We start from the raw sequence: 15,748 nt of genomic DNA on the forward strand, positions 1-15,748 counted from the left end.
CAACACATGAGGGGGACGCACCTGGGCGCCGGCCGCAGGCGGCGCGAAACGCGCAATGAGACGTCAGGTACATCTGTTACCAACGCCGGGGATGTTATCGGAAATTCCCCGGATGGGCCCGGACCTTCCGAAACCCTCTATGGCACGCTGAAACGGCTGACGTTTACGCCAGCCGTAACAGCAGCAAAGATCAGACGTTGAAGCCTAGCATACGGAGCTGCTCGCGCCCCTCGTCGGTGATCTTGTCCGGGCCCCACGGCGGCAGCCAGACCCAGTTGATCTTCACGTCGGACACCATGCCGTCGAGCGCCGAGTGGGCCTGGTCCTCGATGACGTCGGTCAGCGGGCAGGCCGCGCTGGTCAGCGTCATGTCGATGGTGGCCACCGGCTGCCCGCCGTCAGGGCCCGTGTCAAGGTTGAGGCCGTAGACGAGGCCCAGGTCCACGACGTTGATGCCGAGCTCGGGGTCCACGACGTCCTTGAGCGCCTCCATGACCTCCTCGACGTTCGTCTCGCCGTCGAAACCGGTCGGAGTCTCCACAGGCTTACTCATCGGGCGCTCCTCACAACCGCATCCTTATAGGCCATCCAAGAGAGCAACGCACACTTGACCCGTGCCGGGAACTTGGCGACGCCCGCGAACGCGACCGCGTCGCCGAGCACCTCCTCGTCGGCCTCCACCTGTCCCCTGCCCTGCATGAGCCTGGTGAACTCGTCGACCACGGAGAGCGTCTCCGCCACCGTCGAGCCGGTGGCCAGCTCGTGCAGCACGGAGGCGGCGGCCTGGCTGATCGAACAGCCCTGTCCGTCATAGGAGACGTCGAGGACCTTGCCGCCGTCGCCCACCTTCACCCTGAGCGTGATCTCATCGCCGCACGTGGGGTTCACGTGGTGAACCTCGGTGTCGTACGGCTCGCGCAGCCCCCGCCCCTGCGGGTGCTTGTAGTGCTCCAGGATCAGCTCCTGGTACATCGACTCGCCGATCATGGCTATGCGAACACCTTCTGAACGTGATGGAGGCCGCGGACCAGGGCATCGATCTCGCCCGTGGTGTTGTACAGGTAGAACGACGCCCGCGTGGTCGCCGGTATTCCGAAGCGCAGGTGCAGTGGGCGCGCGCAGTGGTGACCGACGCGTACGGCGACGCCGAACTGGTCGTCCAGAATCTGCCCGACGTCGTGCGGGTGGATGCCCTCCAGCGTGAACGACACCGTGCCGCCCCGCCCCTCCAGCGAGTCGGGCCCGATGAGCCGCAGGGTGGGCACCTCGCGCAGGGCGTCGAGCGCGTAGGCCGTCAGCGTGCGCTCGTGCGCCTCGATGGCCTCCATGCCGACCTCGGTGAGGTAGTCGACGGCTGCGCCCAGCCCGATGGCCTCGACGATCGGCGGCGTGCCGGCCTCGAACTTGTGCGGCACCGGCGCGTACGTCGAGTGGTCCATCCAGACCGCCTCGATCATCTCGCCGCCGCCCAGGAACGGGGGCATGGCGTCGAGCAGCTCGGCCTTCCCCCACAGCACGCCGATGCCCGAGGGGCCGACCATCTTGTGGCCGGTGAAGGCCACGAAGTCGGCGCCCAGCTCGGCGACGTTCACCGGGTGATGCGGCACAGACTGGGACGCGTCCAGCGCGATCAGCGCACCGACCTCATGGGCCCGCCTGGCCACCTCGGCGACCGGGTTGACGGTGCCGAGCACGTTGGACTGGTGGGCGATCGAGACGATCTTCGTCCGCTCGGTGATCACGGACGGGTCGTAGTCGAGCCGTCCCTCTTCGGTGACGCCGAACCACTTCAGCGTCGCACCGGTGCGCTGCGCGAGCAGCTGCCACGGCACGATGTTGGAGTGGTGCTCCATCTCGGAGATGACGATCTCGTCGCCGGGGCCGAGCGTGAAGCGCGGATCGGTGTTGATCGGGTTGCCGAAGGCGTACGCGACGAGGTTGAGCGCCTCGGAGGCGTTCTTGGTGAAGATCACCTCGTCGCGCGACGGCGCCCCGACGAACGCGGCGACTCTGTCGCGGGCGCTCTCGTAGGCGTCGGTCGATTCGGCGCCGAGCACGTGCATGGCCCGTCCGACGTTGCTGTAGTGCAGCGCGAAGTGGTCACGCATGGTCTCGATGACCTGGTTGGGCTTCTGTGAGGAGTTGCCCGAGTCGAGATAGACGAGCGGGCGCCCGTCGGGCAGCTCGCGGGAGAAGATCGGGAAGTCCTTCCTGATCTTCTCCACGTCAAAGCTGAACTGAGTCATGCAGATGCCTTCGTGTACTGCTCGTAGCCCTCGGCCTCGAGCTTGTCGGCCAGCTCGGGGCCGCCTTCCTCGACGATCCTGCCGCCCGCGAAGACGTGCACGAAGTCCGGCTTCACGTACCGCAGGATGCGGGTGTAGTGCGTGATCAGCAGCACGCCGGTGTCGCCGGAGGCGCGGAAGCGGTTGATGCCCTCCGACACCACGCGCAGCGCGTCGACGTCGAGGCCGGAGTCGGTCTCGTCGAGCACGGCGATCTTCGGCTTGAGCAGCTCGAGCTGGAGGATCTCGTGGCGCTTCTTCTCACCGCCGGAGAAGCCCTCGTTCAGGTTGCGCTGGGCGAACGCCGCGTCGATGGACAGCGCGTCCATGCCGTTCTTGAGGTCCTTGGCGAACTCGCGCAGCTTGGGCGCCTCGCCGCGGACCGCGGTGACGGCCGAGCGCAGGAAGTTCGAGACCGAGACGCCGGGGACCTCGACCGGGTACTGCATGGCCAGGAACAGGCCCGCGCGGGCCCGCTCGTCGACCGACAGCTCCAGCAGGTCCACGCCGTCGAGCAGCACCTGGCCACCGGTGATCGTGTACTTGGGGTGACCGGCGATCGCGTAGGCGAGCGTCGACTTGCCCGAGCCGTTCGGGCCCATGATGGCGTGGGTCTGGCCCGAGTGGACGGCCAGGTTGACGCCGCGCAGGATTTCCTTGTCCTCGACGGCGACGTGGAGGTCGCGGATCTCAAGGGTGGACATTGGCTTTATGACTCCTTCGAGAGCGAGACGAGGACGTCATCGCCGTCGATCTTGATTGTGTAGACGTTCACGGGCTGGGTGGCGGGCGGGCCTGTGGGCTTGCCGGAGCGCACGTCGAAGCACGAGCCGTGCAGCCAGCACTCCAGCGTGCCGTCGTAGACCTCACCCTCGCTGAGCTTCACCTCGGCGTGGGAGCAGACGTCGTGCAGGGCGAACACCTCGTTGCCCTTGCGCACGAGCGCCACCGGCGTCTCGCCGACCTCCACCCCGATGACTCCCCCGTCGGGGATGTCGTCGAGCTTGCACACCTTCTCGAACGAACTCATCGCGCGAGCTCCGCCTCCAGCGCGCTCAGCACGCGCTCGCGGATCTCCTCGATCTCGATCTTCTCGACGAGCTGGCCGAGGAAGCCCCTGATGACCAGGCGGCGGGCCTCGTCGTAGGGGATGCCGCGGGCCTGGAGGTAGAAGATGTGCTCGTCGTCGAGCCGGCCGGAGGCGGAGGCGTGCCCCGCCCCGGCGACCTCGCCGGTGAGGATCTCCAGGTTGGGCACCGAGTCGGCGCGGGCGCCGTCGGTCAGGATGAGGTTGCGGTTGAGCTCGTAGGTGTCGGTGCCCTCGGCCTCGACCCTGATGATCACGTCGCCGATCCAGACGGCGTGCGCGTCCTCGCCCTGCAGGGCGCCGCGGTAGTCGACGTTGCTCTTGCAGTTGGGCTGCGAGTGGTCGACCAGCAGGCGGTGCTCCAGGTGCTGCCCGGCGTCCACGAAGTAGACGCCCGACATGTCGGCGTCGCCGCCGGGAGCGGTGTAGGACACGTTGGGCGACAGGCGTACGAGGTCGCCGCCGAGCGTCACCGCGAAGCTGCGGAACGTCGCGTCCTTGGCCAGCTGGGCGTGGTGGTGGGAGACGTGGACCGCGTCGTCGTCCCAGTCCTGCAGGCTGACGACCCTGAGCGAGGCGCCGTCGCCCACGACGAACTCGATGTTGTCGGCGTAGACCGCGCTGCCCTTGTGGTCGAGCACGATCACGGCCTCGGCCAGCGGCTCCACCTTGACCACGATGTGGCCGTACGCGGCGCCGTCGCCCGAACCGGTCAGCGTCAGCACGGTCGGCTTGGACGTGACGGCCTCGCGCGGCACCGTGACCACGGTGGCCTTCTCGAAGCTGGTCCACGCCTGGGCGCTGACCCGGTCGGTGGGCATGAACGACTTGCCGACGCGGGCGTCGTCGCGGCCGACCGTCTCCACGGTGACCTCGGGCGCCGCCTCGACGTCGACCCGGACGTGGCCCACGGCTTCGGCCTTGCCGTTGTGCAGGCCCTTCAGGCGCGAGAGCGGCGTGAAGCGCCACGCCTCCTCGCGCCCGGTCGGGACCTCGAAGTCGCCCAGCTCGTAGGACGCCTTCTCGTGCAAGGTCGACAGGGGCTTCTCGTTCAGGCCCATCAGCCGACGGCTCCTTCCATCTGCAGCTCGATCAGCCGGTTGAGCTCGAGCGCGTACTCCATGGGCAGCTCACGCGCGATCGGCTCCACGAAGCCGCGCACGATCATCGCCATCGCCTCGTCCTCGTCGAGCCCGCGGCTCATGAGGTAGAACAGCTGGTCCTCGCTGACCTTGGAGACCGTGGCCTCGTGGCCCATCTTGACGTCGTCCTCGCGGACGTCGACGTACGGGTAGGTGTCGGAGCGGCTGATCTGGTCGACCAGCAGGGCGTCGCACTTGACGGTGCTGGCGCTGCCGTGGGCGCCCTCCTCGATCTGCACGAGACCGCGGTAGGAGGTGCGACCGCCGCCGCGCGCCACCGACTTGGAGATGACGCTGGAGCTGGTGTTGGGCGCCAGGTGCACCATCTTGGAGCCGGCGTCCTGGTGCTGGCCCTCGCCCGCGAACGCGACGCTCAGCGTCTCGCCCTTGGCGTGCTCGCCCATCAGGTAGACGGCCGGGTACTTCATCGTGACCTTGGAGCCGATGTTGCCGTCGATCCACTCCATGGTCGCGCCCTCGTAGGCCACGGCGCGCTTGGTGACCAGGTTGTAGACGTTGTTCGACCAGTTCTGGATGGTCGTGTAACGGCAGCGGGCGTTCTTCTTCACGATGATCTCGACGACCGCGCTGTGCAGCGAGTCGGACGAGTAGATCGGCGCGGTGCAGCCCTCGACGTAATGGACGTAGCTGTTCTCGTCCACGATGATCAGGGTCCGCTCGAACTGGCCCATGTTCTCGGTGTTGATCCGGAAGTAGGCCTGCAGCGGGATCTCGACCTCGATGTTCGGCGGCACGTAGATGAACGAGCCACCGGACCACACGGCGCTGTTGAGGGCGGCGAACTTGTTGTCGCCCACCGGGATGACCGAGCCGAAGTACTCCTTGAAGATCTCCGGGTGCTCCTTCAGGCCCGTGTCGGTGTCGAGGAAGATGACGCCCTTCTCCTCGAGGTCCTCACGGATCTTGTGGTAGACGACCTCGGACTCGTACTGGGCGGCGACACCGGCGATGAGGCGCTGCTTCTCCGCCTCGGGGATGCCGAGCTTGTCGTAGGTGTTCTTGATGTCGGCGGGCAGCTCGTCCCAGGAAGCGGCCTGCTTCTCGGTGGAGCGCACGAAGTACTTGATGTTGTCGAAGTCGATGCCGGTGAGGTCAGAGCCCCAGGTGGGCAGCGGCTTCCTGTCGAACAGGCGGAGGCCCTTCAGGCGAAGGTCGAGCATCCACTCCGGCTCGTTCTTGAGAGCGGAGATGTTGCGGACGACCTCCTCGGACAGGCCGCGCTTGGCCGCAGCGCCCGCGGCATCCGGGTCGGCCCAGCCGAACTTGTAATTCCCGAGGCCTTCCAGCTCCGGGCGGTCGGTGACAGTCACCTTCCGGTCTCCTTGATCTTGTCTCTATGTGCGGATTCACCCAGCGACTGTGGGCTCACATGTGTCGTGCAGACCCCGTCGCCGTGGGCGATCGTGGCCAGGCGCTGCACCGGGGTGCCGAGCAGCTGCGCGAACGCCTCCGTCTCGGCCTCGCAGAGCTGCGGGAACTCCGCAGCCGCGTGTGCCACCGGGCAGTGGTGCTGGCAGAGCTGGTCGCCGCCGGACTTGGCCTTGCTGGCCGAGGCCGCGTACCCCTCCGCCGACAGCGCCTGCGCCAGCACCTGTACGCGCTGGTCCGCCGGCACCGTCCGCATGACCGGCTCCAGCCGCCTCAGCAGGCCTGAGACCTGCGAACGGGCGAAGTCGGCCACCGCTTGCTCTCCCATGTGCTCGCCGATGTAACGCAGAGCGCTCTCGGCCAGGTCGTCATAGGCGTGCACGAAGGCACTGCGCCCCGCGTCGGTGATGGCGAACAGCTTGGCCGGCCGTCCACGTCCGCGCTGCCCGCGCGGCCTCACCATGCGAGGCTCTATCATCCCGTCGGCCAGCAACGCGTCGAGGTGGCGGCGGACGGCGGCGGGCGTGAGCCCGAGCCGCTCGCCCAGCGCGGCGGCCGCGACGGGACCATGCTCGAGGATCAGCCTGGCCACGCGGGCACGCGTGCTGTGCTCGCCGCCTGGCTCGATCCCTTGCATGTTTTTCACAACATCAGTGTGCCGTAATTCCTTCCCGGTTCACAAACGGATCTGAGCAGCTCGAGAATGGAATTTCTCACGCAGGGTAGCCTTACCTAACCCTTCCTCAGGAAGGCGAAGGTCAAGCCTGAGCAAAGGATGAGCCCGAGCATCACGCAGGCCATGGGCACGGCGCTGCCCGCACCCACGAGGCCCACCAGCGGGGCCGCGGCGGCACCCAGCGCGAACTGCAGCACGCCGAGCAGCGCCGAGGCGCTGCCCGCGACCTGCGCGGGCTGGCTCGCCAGGGCCAGCGCGCCGGTGCCGGGCATGACCAGGCCCTGGCCGAGCATGATGACGAACAGCCCGGCCACGATGCTCCACAGGCCGAGCCCGGTGAGCGCGGCGGCCAGCAGCAGCGCGGCGCCGGCCAGCGCGACGACGAGCCCGGTGGCCACCAGGGCCACCGGCGGCACCCGTCCCGACAGCCGGCCGCCGAGCTGGGCCATGGCGGTCAGGCCGAAGGCGTTGAGCCCGAAGATGAGCGAGTACTGCTGGGGCGTGGCGCCGTACACCTCCTGGAGCACGAACGGCGAGCCGGAGATGTAGCCGAACATCGCCGCGAAGGCCAGCCCGGCGGTGAGGGCGGAGCCCATGAAGGCGCGGTCGCGCAGGAGCTTGCCGAAGGTGCCCACGGTGTGCTTGAGGCCGCCGCTCTCGCGCTCGGCCGCGGGCAGCGTCTCGCGCACGCCTGACAGCACCGCAAGCAGCAGCACCACCCCGGCGACGCTCAGCGCCACGAACACGCCGCGCCACGACGTGAAGGACAGCAGCTGCGCCCCCGCGATGGGCGCGAGGATCGGCGCCAGGCCGCTGACCAGCATGAGCGTGGCGAAGATGCGGGCGATGGCGGCGCCGTCGTACAGGTCGCGGACCACGGCCCGCACGATGACCAGGGCCGCGCCGCCCAGCACGCCCTGCAGCAGGCGGAACGCGACGAGCATGGGCACGGAGGGCGCGAAGGCGCACAGCAGCGAGGCCACCATGAACCCGGCCACGCCCACGATCAGCGGCACCCGCCTGCCGCGCACGTCGCTCACCGGCCCGGCGATCACCTGGCCGACGGACACGCCGATGAGGCAGGCGGTGAGGGTGAGCTGGACCTGCGCGGGCGTGCTGAGCATCTCGGAGGTGATGGCGGGCAGCGCCGGCAGGTACATGTCGATGGAGAGCGGGCCGATCGCCGACAGTGCCCCCAGGATCACCAGTAGCAGTCCGCGGCGGTCCTTCCGCTGCTCGATGGCGACGATGGACGTGACTTCTGCCACGGACATGCGTGATCCCCTTCTCCCTCGCAGGCCTCTGGCCCACGGGGGCCGAGGGATCAAACCAGGTTCCGGTCCTCCGAATTCCCGGTCATCAGATATTTCCTCCTGGTTCGTTCAGCTGGATGACGGAGAAGGTCGCGCCCTGCGGGTCGGTGAGCATCGAGAACCGGCCGGGAGGCGCCTCCATCCCCCGCACCAGCACGGCCGCGCCCGCCCGCTCGGCCGCCGTCGTCGTGGCGTCGACGTCGGCGACCGCGAAGTACGTCATCCAGAACGACGGCGTGCCCGGTGGGTAGCCGGCGGACATCTCGACCATGCCCGCGACGGCCCGCTCCCCCAGGGTCCACTCGGTGTACTCGAACCCCGCCGTGTCCGCCGGCCGGGGCGTCCAGCCGAAGACGGCCGGGTAGAAGCGCCGCGCGGCGGCGGGATCGCGCGTGACCAGCTCGTTCCAGCAGAACGAGACAGGCTCGTTGACCAGCTGCGCGCCGTGGTGGTTGCCCGCCTGCCAGGCCGCCGCGTACGAGCCGTCGGGGGCCTGGAAGGCCGTCATGACGCCTTCCTCGAAGACCGCCATCGGCTCCATGGTGACGGTGCCGCCGGCCTTCGTGACCCGGTCGGCGAGGGCGGCGGCGTCGTCGGTGGCGACGAACATGTTCCAGAACGAGGCCGGCCCCACGTCCGCGACCGGCCCCACCCCGGCGACCTGCTTGCCCTCGTGGACGAACATGCCGTAGCCGTCGGCCTCGGGGTCGTCGATCATGTCGGCCCGCCAGCCGAAGATCTCGCCGTAGAACCGGGCGGACGCCTGGACGTCGGTGCTGGAGAGGTCCACCCAGCACGGGACGCCGGGGTCGTATCCACTGCGTTGTGACATCGCACCCTCCTGCGACATGGAGCTCGTCGTCAGACTTTCACCTCCGGCGCAGCCCTTCCGGGGAACGTGCGGGTCAAGAACTATCCAAATCAGCCCATATCTTCCCGACGTCCGCCCAGGGAGCACTTCTGGCGCTCACCTGCGGCCCGGACCGCGCGCCGCAGTCCCTAAACTCGTGGCCATGGAATCCCCAGCCGTCGAGATCATCGACCTGGTCAAACGTTACGGCGGCACCACGGCCGTGGACGGCCTCACGCTGCGCGCCGCGCGCGGCGCGGTCACCGCGGTGCTCGGGCCCAACGGCGCGGGCAAGACGTCCACGGTGGAGATCTGCGAGGGGTTCCGCAGGGCCGACGCGGGCACGGTCCGCGTGCTCGGGCTGGCGCCCACGCTGCCGGAGCTGCGGCCGCGCGTGGGGGTCATGCTGCAGTCGGGCGGCGTGCCGCCGGCGATGCGCTGCGGGGAGTGGCTGCGGCTGGTCTCGCGCTTCTACGCCCATCCGCTCGACGCCCGGGCCCTGCTGTCACGGCTGGGGCTGGCTGATCACGTGCGCACCCCCTACCGGCGGTTGTCGGGCGGGCAGCAGCAGCGGCTGTCGCTGGCCGCGGCCGTCGTCGGGCGGCCCGAGCTGGTCTTCCTCGACGAGCCGACGGCCGGGCTCGACCCGCAGGCCCGGCACGCCTGCTGGGAGCTGGTGGGCGAGCTGCGCGGGGCGGGCGTGTCGGTGGTGCTGACCACGCACCACATGGACGAGGCCGAGCGGCTGGCGGACCACGTGGTGATCATCGACAAGGGCCGGGTGGTGGCCGAGGGCAGCCCGGCCTCGCTGACGGGGGCCGAGCGGCAGCTCCGCTTCCGTGCCCGGCCGGGGCTGGCGCTGGAAGAGCTGCTCAACGCGCTCCCGGCGGGCAGCGCGGCCAAGGAGTCGCCCGCCGGGCACTACATCATCGAGGGCCAGGTGGGCCCCGAGCTGCTGGCCACGGTGACGGCCTGGTGCGCGGCGGAGGGCGTCACGGCCGACGACCTGCGCATCGAGCGCCGCACCCTGGAAGACGTCTTCCTCGAACTGACGGGCAGGGAGCTGCGATGACGAGCCAAGGGCACTCCTCCGCGGGGGAGCTCGCGCTGGACTTCACTCCCGCGCCGGGGGCGGCGCCGTTCCCGCGCATGGTGCTCGCCCAGGCGGGCGCGGAGATCCGGGCGATGCTGCGCAACGGCGAGCAGCTGCTGCTCACCATGATCATCCCGATTCTGCTGCTGGCCGGCTTCTCGCTGGCGCCGCTGATCGACGTCGGGGGCGGCAGGCGGGTCGACTTCCTGGTGCCCGGCGTGCTGGCGCTGGCCGTCATGTCCACGGCCTTCACCGGACAGGCCATCGGTACCGGGTTCGAGCGCCGCTACGGCGTGCTGAAGCGGCTGGGCGCGACCCCGCTGTCCAGGGCCGGGCTGATGCTCGCCAAGACGAGCGCCGTCGTGGCCGTGGAGGTCATCCAGGCCGCGGTGATCGTGGCGGTCGGGCTGGCGCTGGGGTGGCGGCCGCACGGGTCGTTCCTGAGCGCGGCGCTGCTCGTCGTGCTGGGGACGGCGGCCTTCAGCGGGCTGGGGCTGCTCATGGCGGGCACGCTCCGCGCGGAGGCCACCCTGGCCGCGGCCAACCTCGTCTACCTGGTCCTGCTGGGGGCCGGCGGGGTGATCTTCCCGCTGTCGAAGTTCCCCCACGGGATGCGGCAGGTCCTGGAGGTGCTGCCCATCTCGGCACTGACCGGCGGCCTGCGCGCGGTGCTCGGGCAGGGCGCCGCCCTGCCCCTTGCCCCGCTGGCCGTGCTCGCGGCGTGGGCGGTGCTGTCGCTGGGCCTGGTCTCGCGCACGTTCCGCTGGGAGTAAGCCCGCGGGGAGTGCGCTCACTCCGGTTGCGGCCGGGCGGCCTCCGTACGGCCGTAGCGGCGCCGGGTGAGGGCGGCCACCGCGGTCAGCGGGATCGCGGCGCCGGCCGCCAGGCCGAACAGCAGGGTGTAGCGCCCGTGCTCGGCCAGCGGCCCGGCCGCCCACGACGAGACCGCGCTGCCCACGAAGAGCGCGCAGGCGAAGAACGCGATCGTGGTGCCCCTCGCCTCCGGCACCACCGAGGTGGCCCACGTCTGCAGCGAGGAGTGCAGGAACGACCAGCCGCCTCCGAGCAGCAGCGCCGTGACCGCCACGGTGGCCATGCTGACGTGCACGGAGACGATCACGAACCCGGCGGTGAGCTGCGCGCCGCCCACCGTCATCAGCACGGGAGCGGGCCAGCGCCCCGCCAGCCGCTTGACGAGCTTCGCGAACGACCACAGGCCCAGCCCGTACGCGGTGATGGCGAGCCCGGCCACGGCCGCGGCGTATCCCGCGTGCTCCAGCGCGGTGGCCAGGAACGGCATGGCGCCGAGCATGATCGCGCCTTCGACGAAGGCGAGCCCGAACACCAGCAGCGCCCAGCCGTGCCCGAGCACCGCGCCGAGGTAGCGGGCCACACCGAGCGCGGCACCGTCCAGGCGGACGCGTGGCGGCTCCGGCAGCGAGCCGAGCGTGAGCGCGCAGGCCAGGGCGCAGGCGGCGGGCACGGTGAAGGCCACCCGCCAGTCCACCAGGCCCGCGAGCACCCCGCTCAGCCCGGTGGCCAGGGCCGTGCCGAGGGCCGCGGCGGCCATCAGGTCGGTCAGCGCGCGTTGCCGTACCGAGGGCTGGACGGTGTCGCCCACGTACGTGAGCCCGGTGGGGATCACCGCGCCGAAGCAGGCGCCCGTCACGACCCTGGCCACCACCAGCGCCCCGAGCACCGGCATCAGCGCCGAGGCCAACCCCGCCAGCGCCGCGCCGAACAGCGCCACGCGCATGACCCGCACCCGGCCGAACCGGTCGGACAGCAGCCCCCACAGCGGCTGCGTCAGCCCGTAGGCCAGGTAGTAGCCGCTGGCGGCCGCGACGGCGGCGGAGAGCGGGACGTCCAGGTCCACCGCGATGAGCACGAGCATGGGGCTCACCGCGAAGCGGTCGAAGCTGCTGACGAACGAGGCCACGGACAGGGCCAGCGGCGGCCGGGTGAGGCTCTCGGGAGGGGCGGGCGATTTCATGCGTCCAATGATCCAGCAGACAGTAGTGACACCTTATGTCGGGAATGTCGTGCGGCCTCAGTACGCTCTGACCTGTCGTTCCTCTGAATGGGAGTCCCGTGACCGCCTTCGCCCTCGACGATCCCTTCGACCGCGGCTCCGGCCTGCCCCGGCCAGGAAGCCTGCTGCGCAGCGCCGCCGACTCGATCCCGCCCTCCGGGCTCGTGCTGCTGGGCATCGTCTCGGTGCAGCTGGGCGCCGGGTTCGCGAAGGAGCTGTTCGCGGCGCTGCCGCCGAGCGCGGTGGTGTTCCTGCGGATCGCGGCCGGGGCGCTGATCATGGGGGCACTCGTACGGCCCCGGCTGAAGGGCCTGTCCTGGCGCGACTGGGCGGTGGGGATCGGGTTCGGGCTGACGCTCGCCCTCATGAACCTGGTCTTCTACGAGGCCCTGGCGCGGCTGCCGATGGGGATCGCGGTGGCCATCGAGTTCCTGGGGCCCCTGGGGGTGGCCGTGGCGGCCTCGCGGCGCAGGATCGACCTGCTGTGGGTCGGGCTCGCGGGCGCGGGCGTGGTGCTGCTCGCGCCCTGGGGGCAGTCGGCCTCGGTGAGCTGGCTCGGCATCGGGTTCGCGATGGTGGCGGGGGTCTGCTGGGCCGGGTACATCCTGCTGTCGGCGGCGGCCGGGCGGCGTTTCCCCGGCACGAGCGGGCTGTCGTTCGCGATGATCGTGTCGGCCGTCGTGGTCGCTCCCGTCGGTGTCACGACGGGAGGGGCGGAGCTGCTGCAGCCGGAGTTGCTGCTGATCGGGCTCGGCGTGGGGCTGCTGTCGTCGGTGATCCCGTACTCGCTGGAGCTTCAGGCGCTGCGCCGGATGCCCACGCACGTGTTCGGCATCCTGATGAGCCTGGAGCCGGCGGTGGCGGCGCTGGTCGGGGTGCTGCTGCTGAACGAGGTCCTGCACGCCCAGCAGTGGGCGGCGATCGTCTGCATCGTGGCCGCCAGCCTGGGCTCGACCCGGCGGCGCAAGGCATAGAGGTGGCGAGCCGCCGCGCGCCCGTGGGATGGGGTCTCGGGCGCGCGGCGGGGGGCTCGGCTCTCGGTGGGCGGGTGTGCCGAGCCCATGGAAGGTCAGCGGAGTGCGGGTGTCCGCCTGACCAGGCATACGCCATCCACCGCAATCGGTGGTGGCCGGTCCGATGAGGACCAGGACGTCGGGGCCGCCGGCGGACGCGCTCGGCGTCGCTCATCCGGCCCGCATCGAGCGTACCGCTATCGGCGCGCGTGCGATCCCTAAATGTCAGAACTTAGTGCGCAGTTTCAGTGTTCGGCCCAAATACCCCGAACGTGGCCGATGTGTTCGACCATGAGGTGGCGGACGGCCTCGCTGTCGCCGTTCTTGAGAGCGTCGAGCAACTGGAGGTGCTCCCTGGCCGAATCGGCGAGCGCGCCGCGCTCCGCGAGCTGGGACAGGCCGTAGAGCCTGGCCCTGTTGCGCAGGTCGCGCACCACCTCGACCAGGTGGCCGTTGCCCGCCAGGGTCAGCAGCTCGACGTGGAAGCGCAGGTCGGCGTCCACGTACGCGAGCAGGTCGGCGCGCTCGGCGGCCAGCACGATCTCCTCGGCGATGGGCCTGAGCCGTTCGAACTCCTCCGCCCGCGAGCCGCCGGCCAGCCTGGCCACGGTGGGCACCTCGATGAGCTGGCGGATCTCGGTGAGCTCGTCGAGATCGCGGTCCGACAGCTCGGTCACCCTGAAGCCCTTGTTGCGCACCGCCTCGACCAGGCCCTCCTTGGCGAGGTCGAGCATGGCCTCGCGGACCGGCGTGGCCGAGACGCCGAACTGGGCGGCCAGCACCGGCGCGGAGTAGACCACCCCCGGCCGCATCTCACCGGTGATCAGCGCGGCACGCAGCGCCTGCGCCACCTGCTCGCGCAGGCTCTGCCGCTCTCCCACCATCGGCAGGTCGAGCCGCTCCTCGGCAGCCATCCGCCCATCCCTTCCTAAGCAGTCCACGCCTCGTAAGCGGCGGACGCGACCACGAGGTCCTCCCACGCCATGCCCGTGCTCTTGAACACCCGCGGCCCGGTGCCGGCGACGACCCTGCCTGCCACGAGGTCGGCGAGGTTGCCGGCGAGATGACCAGCGGTGATCGTACCCTCGTGGATCGGGATGAGCACATCCCCCGCCTCCTCGAGGGCGGCCGCCCTGGCCTCGACGACCACGGTGGCGCGGGTGACGAGGTCGCCGTCGAGCTCGCGGGCGCCGGGCTCGTGCGACCCGACCGCGACCACGGTGACGCCGTCGCGGGCGAGCTTACCCGGGAACAGCGGCTCCCTGGCCGTCGTGCAGCACGCGACGATGTCGGCCTGCGCCACCGCCGCCGCCACGGGGTCCGGCTCGTGGGGCAGGGCGCGGGCAGTCAGGCCGAGCGCGCGGCAGCGTCCGGCGAGCGCCTCCGCACGGCCGAGGTCGCGCCCGATCACCGTCACGTCCGCCACGGGCCGCACCTCCCGCAGGGCCAGTACGTGCCCCCACGCCTGAGGCCCGCTCCCGAACACCACCAGCCGCCGGGCGTCCCCGGAAGCCAGCCGGCTGACGGCGAGGGCGGAGACGGCGGGGGTGCGGAGCGAGGTGAGCGCGACCCCGTCCAGGGCCGCGAGCGGGCTCAGGGTGTCGCCGTCGAACAGCAGGTACGTCCCCTGGATGCGGGGCAGCCCCAGATCGGGATTGCCGGGCGCGATGGTGACGGCCTTCACCCCCGCGTACCGCCCGGCCGCGGCGGGCATGAGCAGGAGCTGCCCGGCCGGCACGTCCACGATCGGCCGCTGCGGCGTGGCCTCGGGATCGAGCCCCGCCCGCAGCGCCTCCTCCAGGATCCGCACGGCCCGCCCCATGGGCACCAGCCGCTCCAGCGTGGCGGCGTCGAGATACGGCAACCCGGTCATCGCAGCGTGAACCCCAATCCCATCGGATCGTCGGGATCGAGCTCGAAGGCGTGCCGCCCCGTCCGGTACGCCATGCCCTCGATCTCCGGCACGATCCCGTCGGGCAGGACCCCGGCCACCCGGGCGCGGAAGGTGCTCCCGACGATGCTGTCGTGGATCAGCGGCCCGCGCAGCCCGGAGTCGTGCAGCAGCGCCAGCCGGGCCGCCGTGCCGGAGCCGCACGGCGAGCGGTCCACCTCCCCGTCGGCGAACACCGTCACGTTCCGCTGGTGCGCGACCCCGTCCACGTCCGGCAGCTCGTCGTAGAAGATCACGCCGTAGACGCCGGACAGCCGGTCGTCGGAGGGGTGCCGGGTGGCCGGGTGGCCGACCAGGTCGGCCTTGATCCGGCGGGCGTGGGCGATGAGCGCCGTCAGGTGCCCGGGCTCCACGGACAGGCCCAGCGCCCCGGCGGGCACGGACACGTAGATCGCACCGCCGTACGAGACGTCGACCTTCGTCCCGCCGGCCGCCACGTCGCGTGCCAGCACGTACGACGGCACGCTGACGAACGTCACCCCGCGCACCCGCCCGCCGGAGCAGCGCACCCGGGCCGTGACGCGCCCGGACGGCACGTCGATGACCACGTCCGTCTCCCCGTCGGGATCCGCCGCGACCAGCCCCTCGTGCACGGCGTAGGCGCCCAGCGCGATGGTGCCGTGGCCGCAGGCGGTGGAGAAGCCGTCCTTGTGCCAGAACAGCGCCCCGAACAGGGCACCCGGGTCGTCCGGGGGGACGAGGAAGCAGCCGTACATGTCGGCGTGCCCGCGCGGCTCGTGACACAGCAGCCGCCGCACGTCGTCGAACTCGGACTCCGCCATGGCGGCGGCCCGCCGCGAGAGCACGTCGGCTCCCGGGATCTCGGGCACGCCGCCGGTGACGATCCTGAACGGCTCCCCACCTGTGTGGTAGTCGACGGTGGTAATCATGGTCCCGGCTTCGCCGGAACCATGATC

At 70.8% G+C, this 15,748-nt stretch carries 17 protein-coding genes; 3 read left to right on the top strand and 14 right to left on the bottom strand.

Annotated features, from left to right (window positions below):
• Positions 1–190: 190 nt before the first annotated feature.
• The 10 genes from ABN273_RS12690 to ABN273_RS12735 all read right to left on the bottom strand — a co-directional run bounded on the left by ABN273_RS12690 (position 191) and on the right by ABN273_RS12735 (position 8,724).
• The gene (locus ABN273_RS12690) at positions 191–553 is read right to left on the bottom strand and encodes a metal-sulfur cluster assembly factor (RefSeq protein WP_349448923.1); all 363 of its coding nucleotides are present in this window, start codon (positions 551–553) and stop codon (positions 191–193) included.
• Positions 550–987, bottom strand: a complete 438-nt coding sequence (sufU, locus tag ABN273_RS12695; RefSeq protein WP_349448924.1) for a Fe-S cluster assembly sulfur transfer protein SufU — start codon at positions 985–987, stop codon at positions 550–552. Before sufU ends, ABN273_RS12690 begins: the two co-directional genes overlap by 4 nt.
• A 2-nt stretch (positions 988–989) precedes the next feature.
• Positions 990–2,246: a cysteine desulfurase gene (locus tag ABN273_RS12700; protein WP_349448925.1), complete on the bottom strand. Its 1,257-nt coding sequence runs from the start codon at positions 2,244–2,246 to the stop codon at positions 990–992.
• Positions 2,243–2,989 carry a Fe-S cluster assembly ATPase SufC gene (gene sufC / locus ABN273_RS12705; RefSeq protein WP_349448926.1) on the bottom strand — a complete coding sequence of 249 codons (747 nt, stop codon included), beginning with the start codon at positions 2,987–2,989 and terminating at the stop codon, positions 2,243–2,245. Before sufC ends, ABN273_RS12700 begins: the two co-directional genes overlap by 4 nt.
• Before the next feature lie 5 nt (positions 2,990–2,994).
• A complete protein-coding gene (locus tag ABN273_RS12710) occupies positions 2,995–3,315 on the bottom strand; it encodes a non-heme iron oxygenase ferredoxin subunit (RefSeq protein ID WP_349448927.1) in 321 nt (106 codons plus the stop codon).
• Positions 3,312–4,433: a Fe-S cluster assembly protein SufD gene (gene sufD, locus ABN273_RS12715; RefSeq protein WP_349448928.1), complete on the bottom strand. Its 1,122-nt coding sequence runs from the start codon at positions 4,431–4,433 to the stop codon at positions 3,312–3,314. Before sufD ends, ABN273_RS12710 begins: the two co-directional genes overlap by 4 nt.
• Positions 4,433–5,845 carry a Fe-S cluster assembly protein SufB gene (gene sufB / locus ABN273_RS12720; protein ID WP_349448929.1) on the bottom strand — a complete coding sequence of 471 codons (1,413 nt, stop codon included), beginning with the start codon at positions 5,843–5,845 and terminating at the stop codon, positions 4,433–4,435. The genes sufD and sufB overlap by 1 nt, the downstream gene beginning before the upstream one ends.
• Complete coding sequence (locus ABN273_RS12725) at positions 5,842–6,540, bottom strand: helix-turn-helix transcriptional regulator (protein ID WP_349449009.1); 699 nt, start codon at positions 6,538–6,540, stop codon at positions 5,842–5,844. Before ABN273_RS12725 ends, sufB begins: the two co-directional genes overlap by 4 nt.
• Positions 6,541–6,635: 95 nt before the next feature.
• Positions 6,636–7,853, bottom strand: coding sequence for a multidrug effflux MFS transporter (locus ABN273_RS12730; protein WP_349448930.1), 1,218 nt, complete (start codon positions 7,851–7,853; stop codon positions 6,636–6,638).
• 85 nt (positions 7,854–7,938) lie between these two features.
• A complete protein-coding gene (locus ABN273_RS12735) occupies positions 7,939–8,724 on the bottom strand; it encodes a VOC family protein (protein ID WP_349448931.1) in 786 nt (261 codons plus the stop codon).
• A gap of 181 nt (positions 8,725–8,905) precedes the next feature.
• On the opposite strand from ABN273_RS12735, the gene ABN273_RS12740 reads away from it, so the two are divergent.
• Both ABN273_RS12740 and ABN273_RS12745 read left to right on the top strand, forming a co-directional pair.
• A complete protein-coding gene (locus ABN273_RS12740) occupies positions 8,906–9,814 on the top strand; it encodes an ABC transporter ATP-binding protein (protein WP_349448932.1) in 909 nt (302 codons plus the stop codon).
• On the top strand, positions 9,811–10,608 hold the full coding sequence (locus tag ABN273_RS12745; protein WP_349448933.1) for an ABC transporter permease: 798 nt from the start codon (positions 9,811–9,813) through the stop codon (positions 10,606–10,608). The genes ABN273_RS12740 and ABN273_RS12745 overlap by 4 nt, the downstream gene beginning before the upstream one ends.
• Before the next feature lie 17 nt (positions 10,609–10,625).
• On the opposite strand, the gene ABN273_RS12750 is transcribed toward ABN273_RS12745, so the two are convergent.
• Positions 10,626–11,828, bottom strand: coding sequence for an MFS transporter (locus tag ABN273_RS12750; protein ID WP_349448934.1), 1,203 nt, complete (start codon positions 11,826–11,828; stop codon positions 10,626–10,628).
• 98 nt (positions 11,829–11,926) lie between these two features.
• On the opposite strand from ABN273_RS12750, the gene ABN273_RS12755 reads away from it, so the two are divergent.
• On the top strand, positions 11,927–12,841 hold the full coding sequence (locus tag ABN273_RS12755) for an EamA family transporter (RefSeq protein WP_349448935.1): 915 nt from the start codon (positions 11,927–11,929) through the stop codon (positions 12,839–12,841).
• Positions 12,842–13,125: 284 nt separating this feature from the next.
• Here ABN273_RS12755 and ABN273_RS12760 read toward each other — a convergent pair whose 3' ends face one another.
• Genes ABN273_RS12760 through ABN273_RS12770 form a run of 3 tightly spaced genes read right to left on the bottom strand, consistent with a single transcriptional unit; the run spans position 13,126 to position 15,721 of the window.
• Positions 13,126–13,794, bottom strand: a complete 669-nt coding sequence (locus ABN273_RS12760) for a GntR family transcriptional regulator (protein ID WP_349448936.1) — start codon at positions 13,792–13,794, stop codon at positions 13,126–13,128.
• 14 nt (positions 13,795–13,808) lie between these two features.
• Positions 13,809–14,753 (bottom strand): ornithine cyclodeaminase family protein, encoded by a 945-nt coding sequence (locus tag ABN273_RS12765; protein ID WP_349448937.1) that lies wholly within the window; start codon positions 14,751–14,753, stop codon positions 13,809–13,811.
• Positions 14,750–15,721, bottom strand: a complete 972-nt coding sequence (locus ABN273_RS12770) for a proline racemase family protein (protein WP_349448938.1) — start codon at positions 15,719–15,721, stop codon at positions 14,750–14,752. The genes ABN273_RS12765 and ABN273_RS12770 overlap by 4 nt, the downstream gene beginning before the upstream one ends.
• Between the last annotated feature and the right edge of the window lie 27 nt (positions 15,722–15,748).

This window comes from Nonomuraea sp. B19D2 (assembly GCF_040137845.1).
GTDB lineage: Bacteria > Actinomycetota > Actinomycetes > Streptosporangiales > Streptosporangiaceae > Nonomuraea.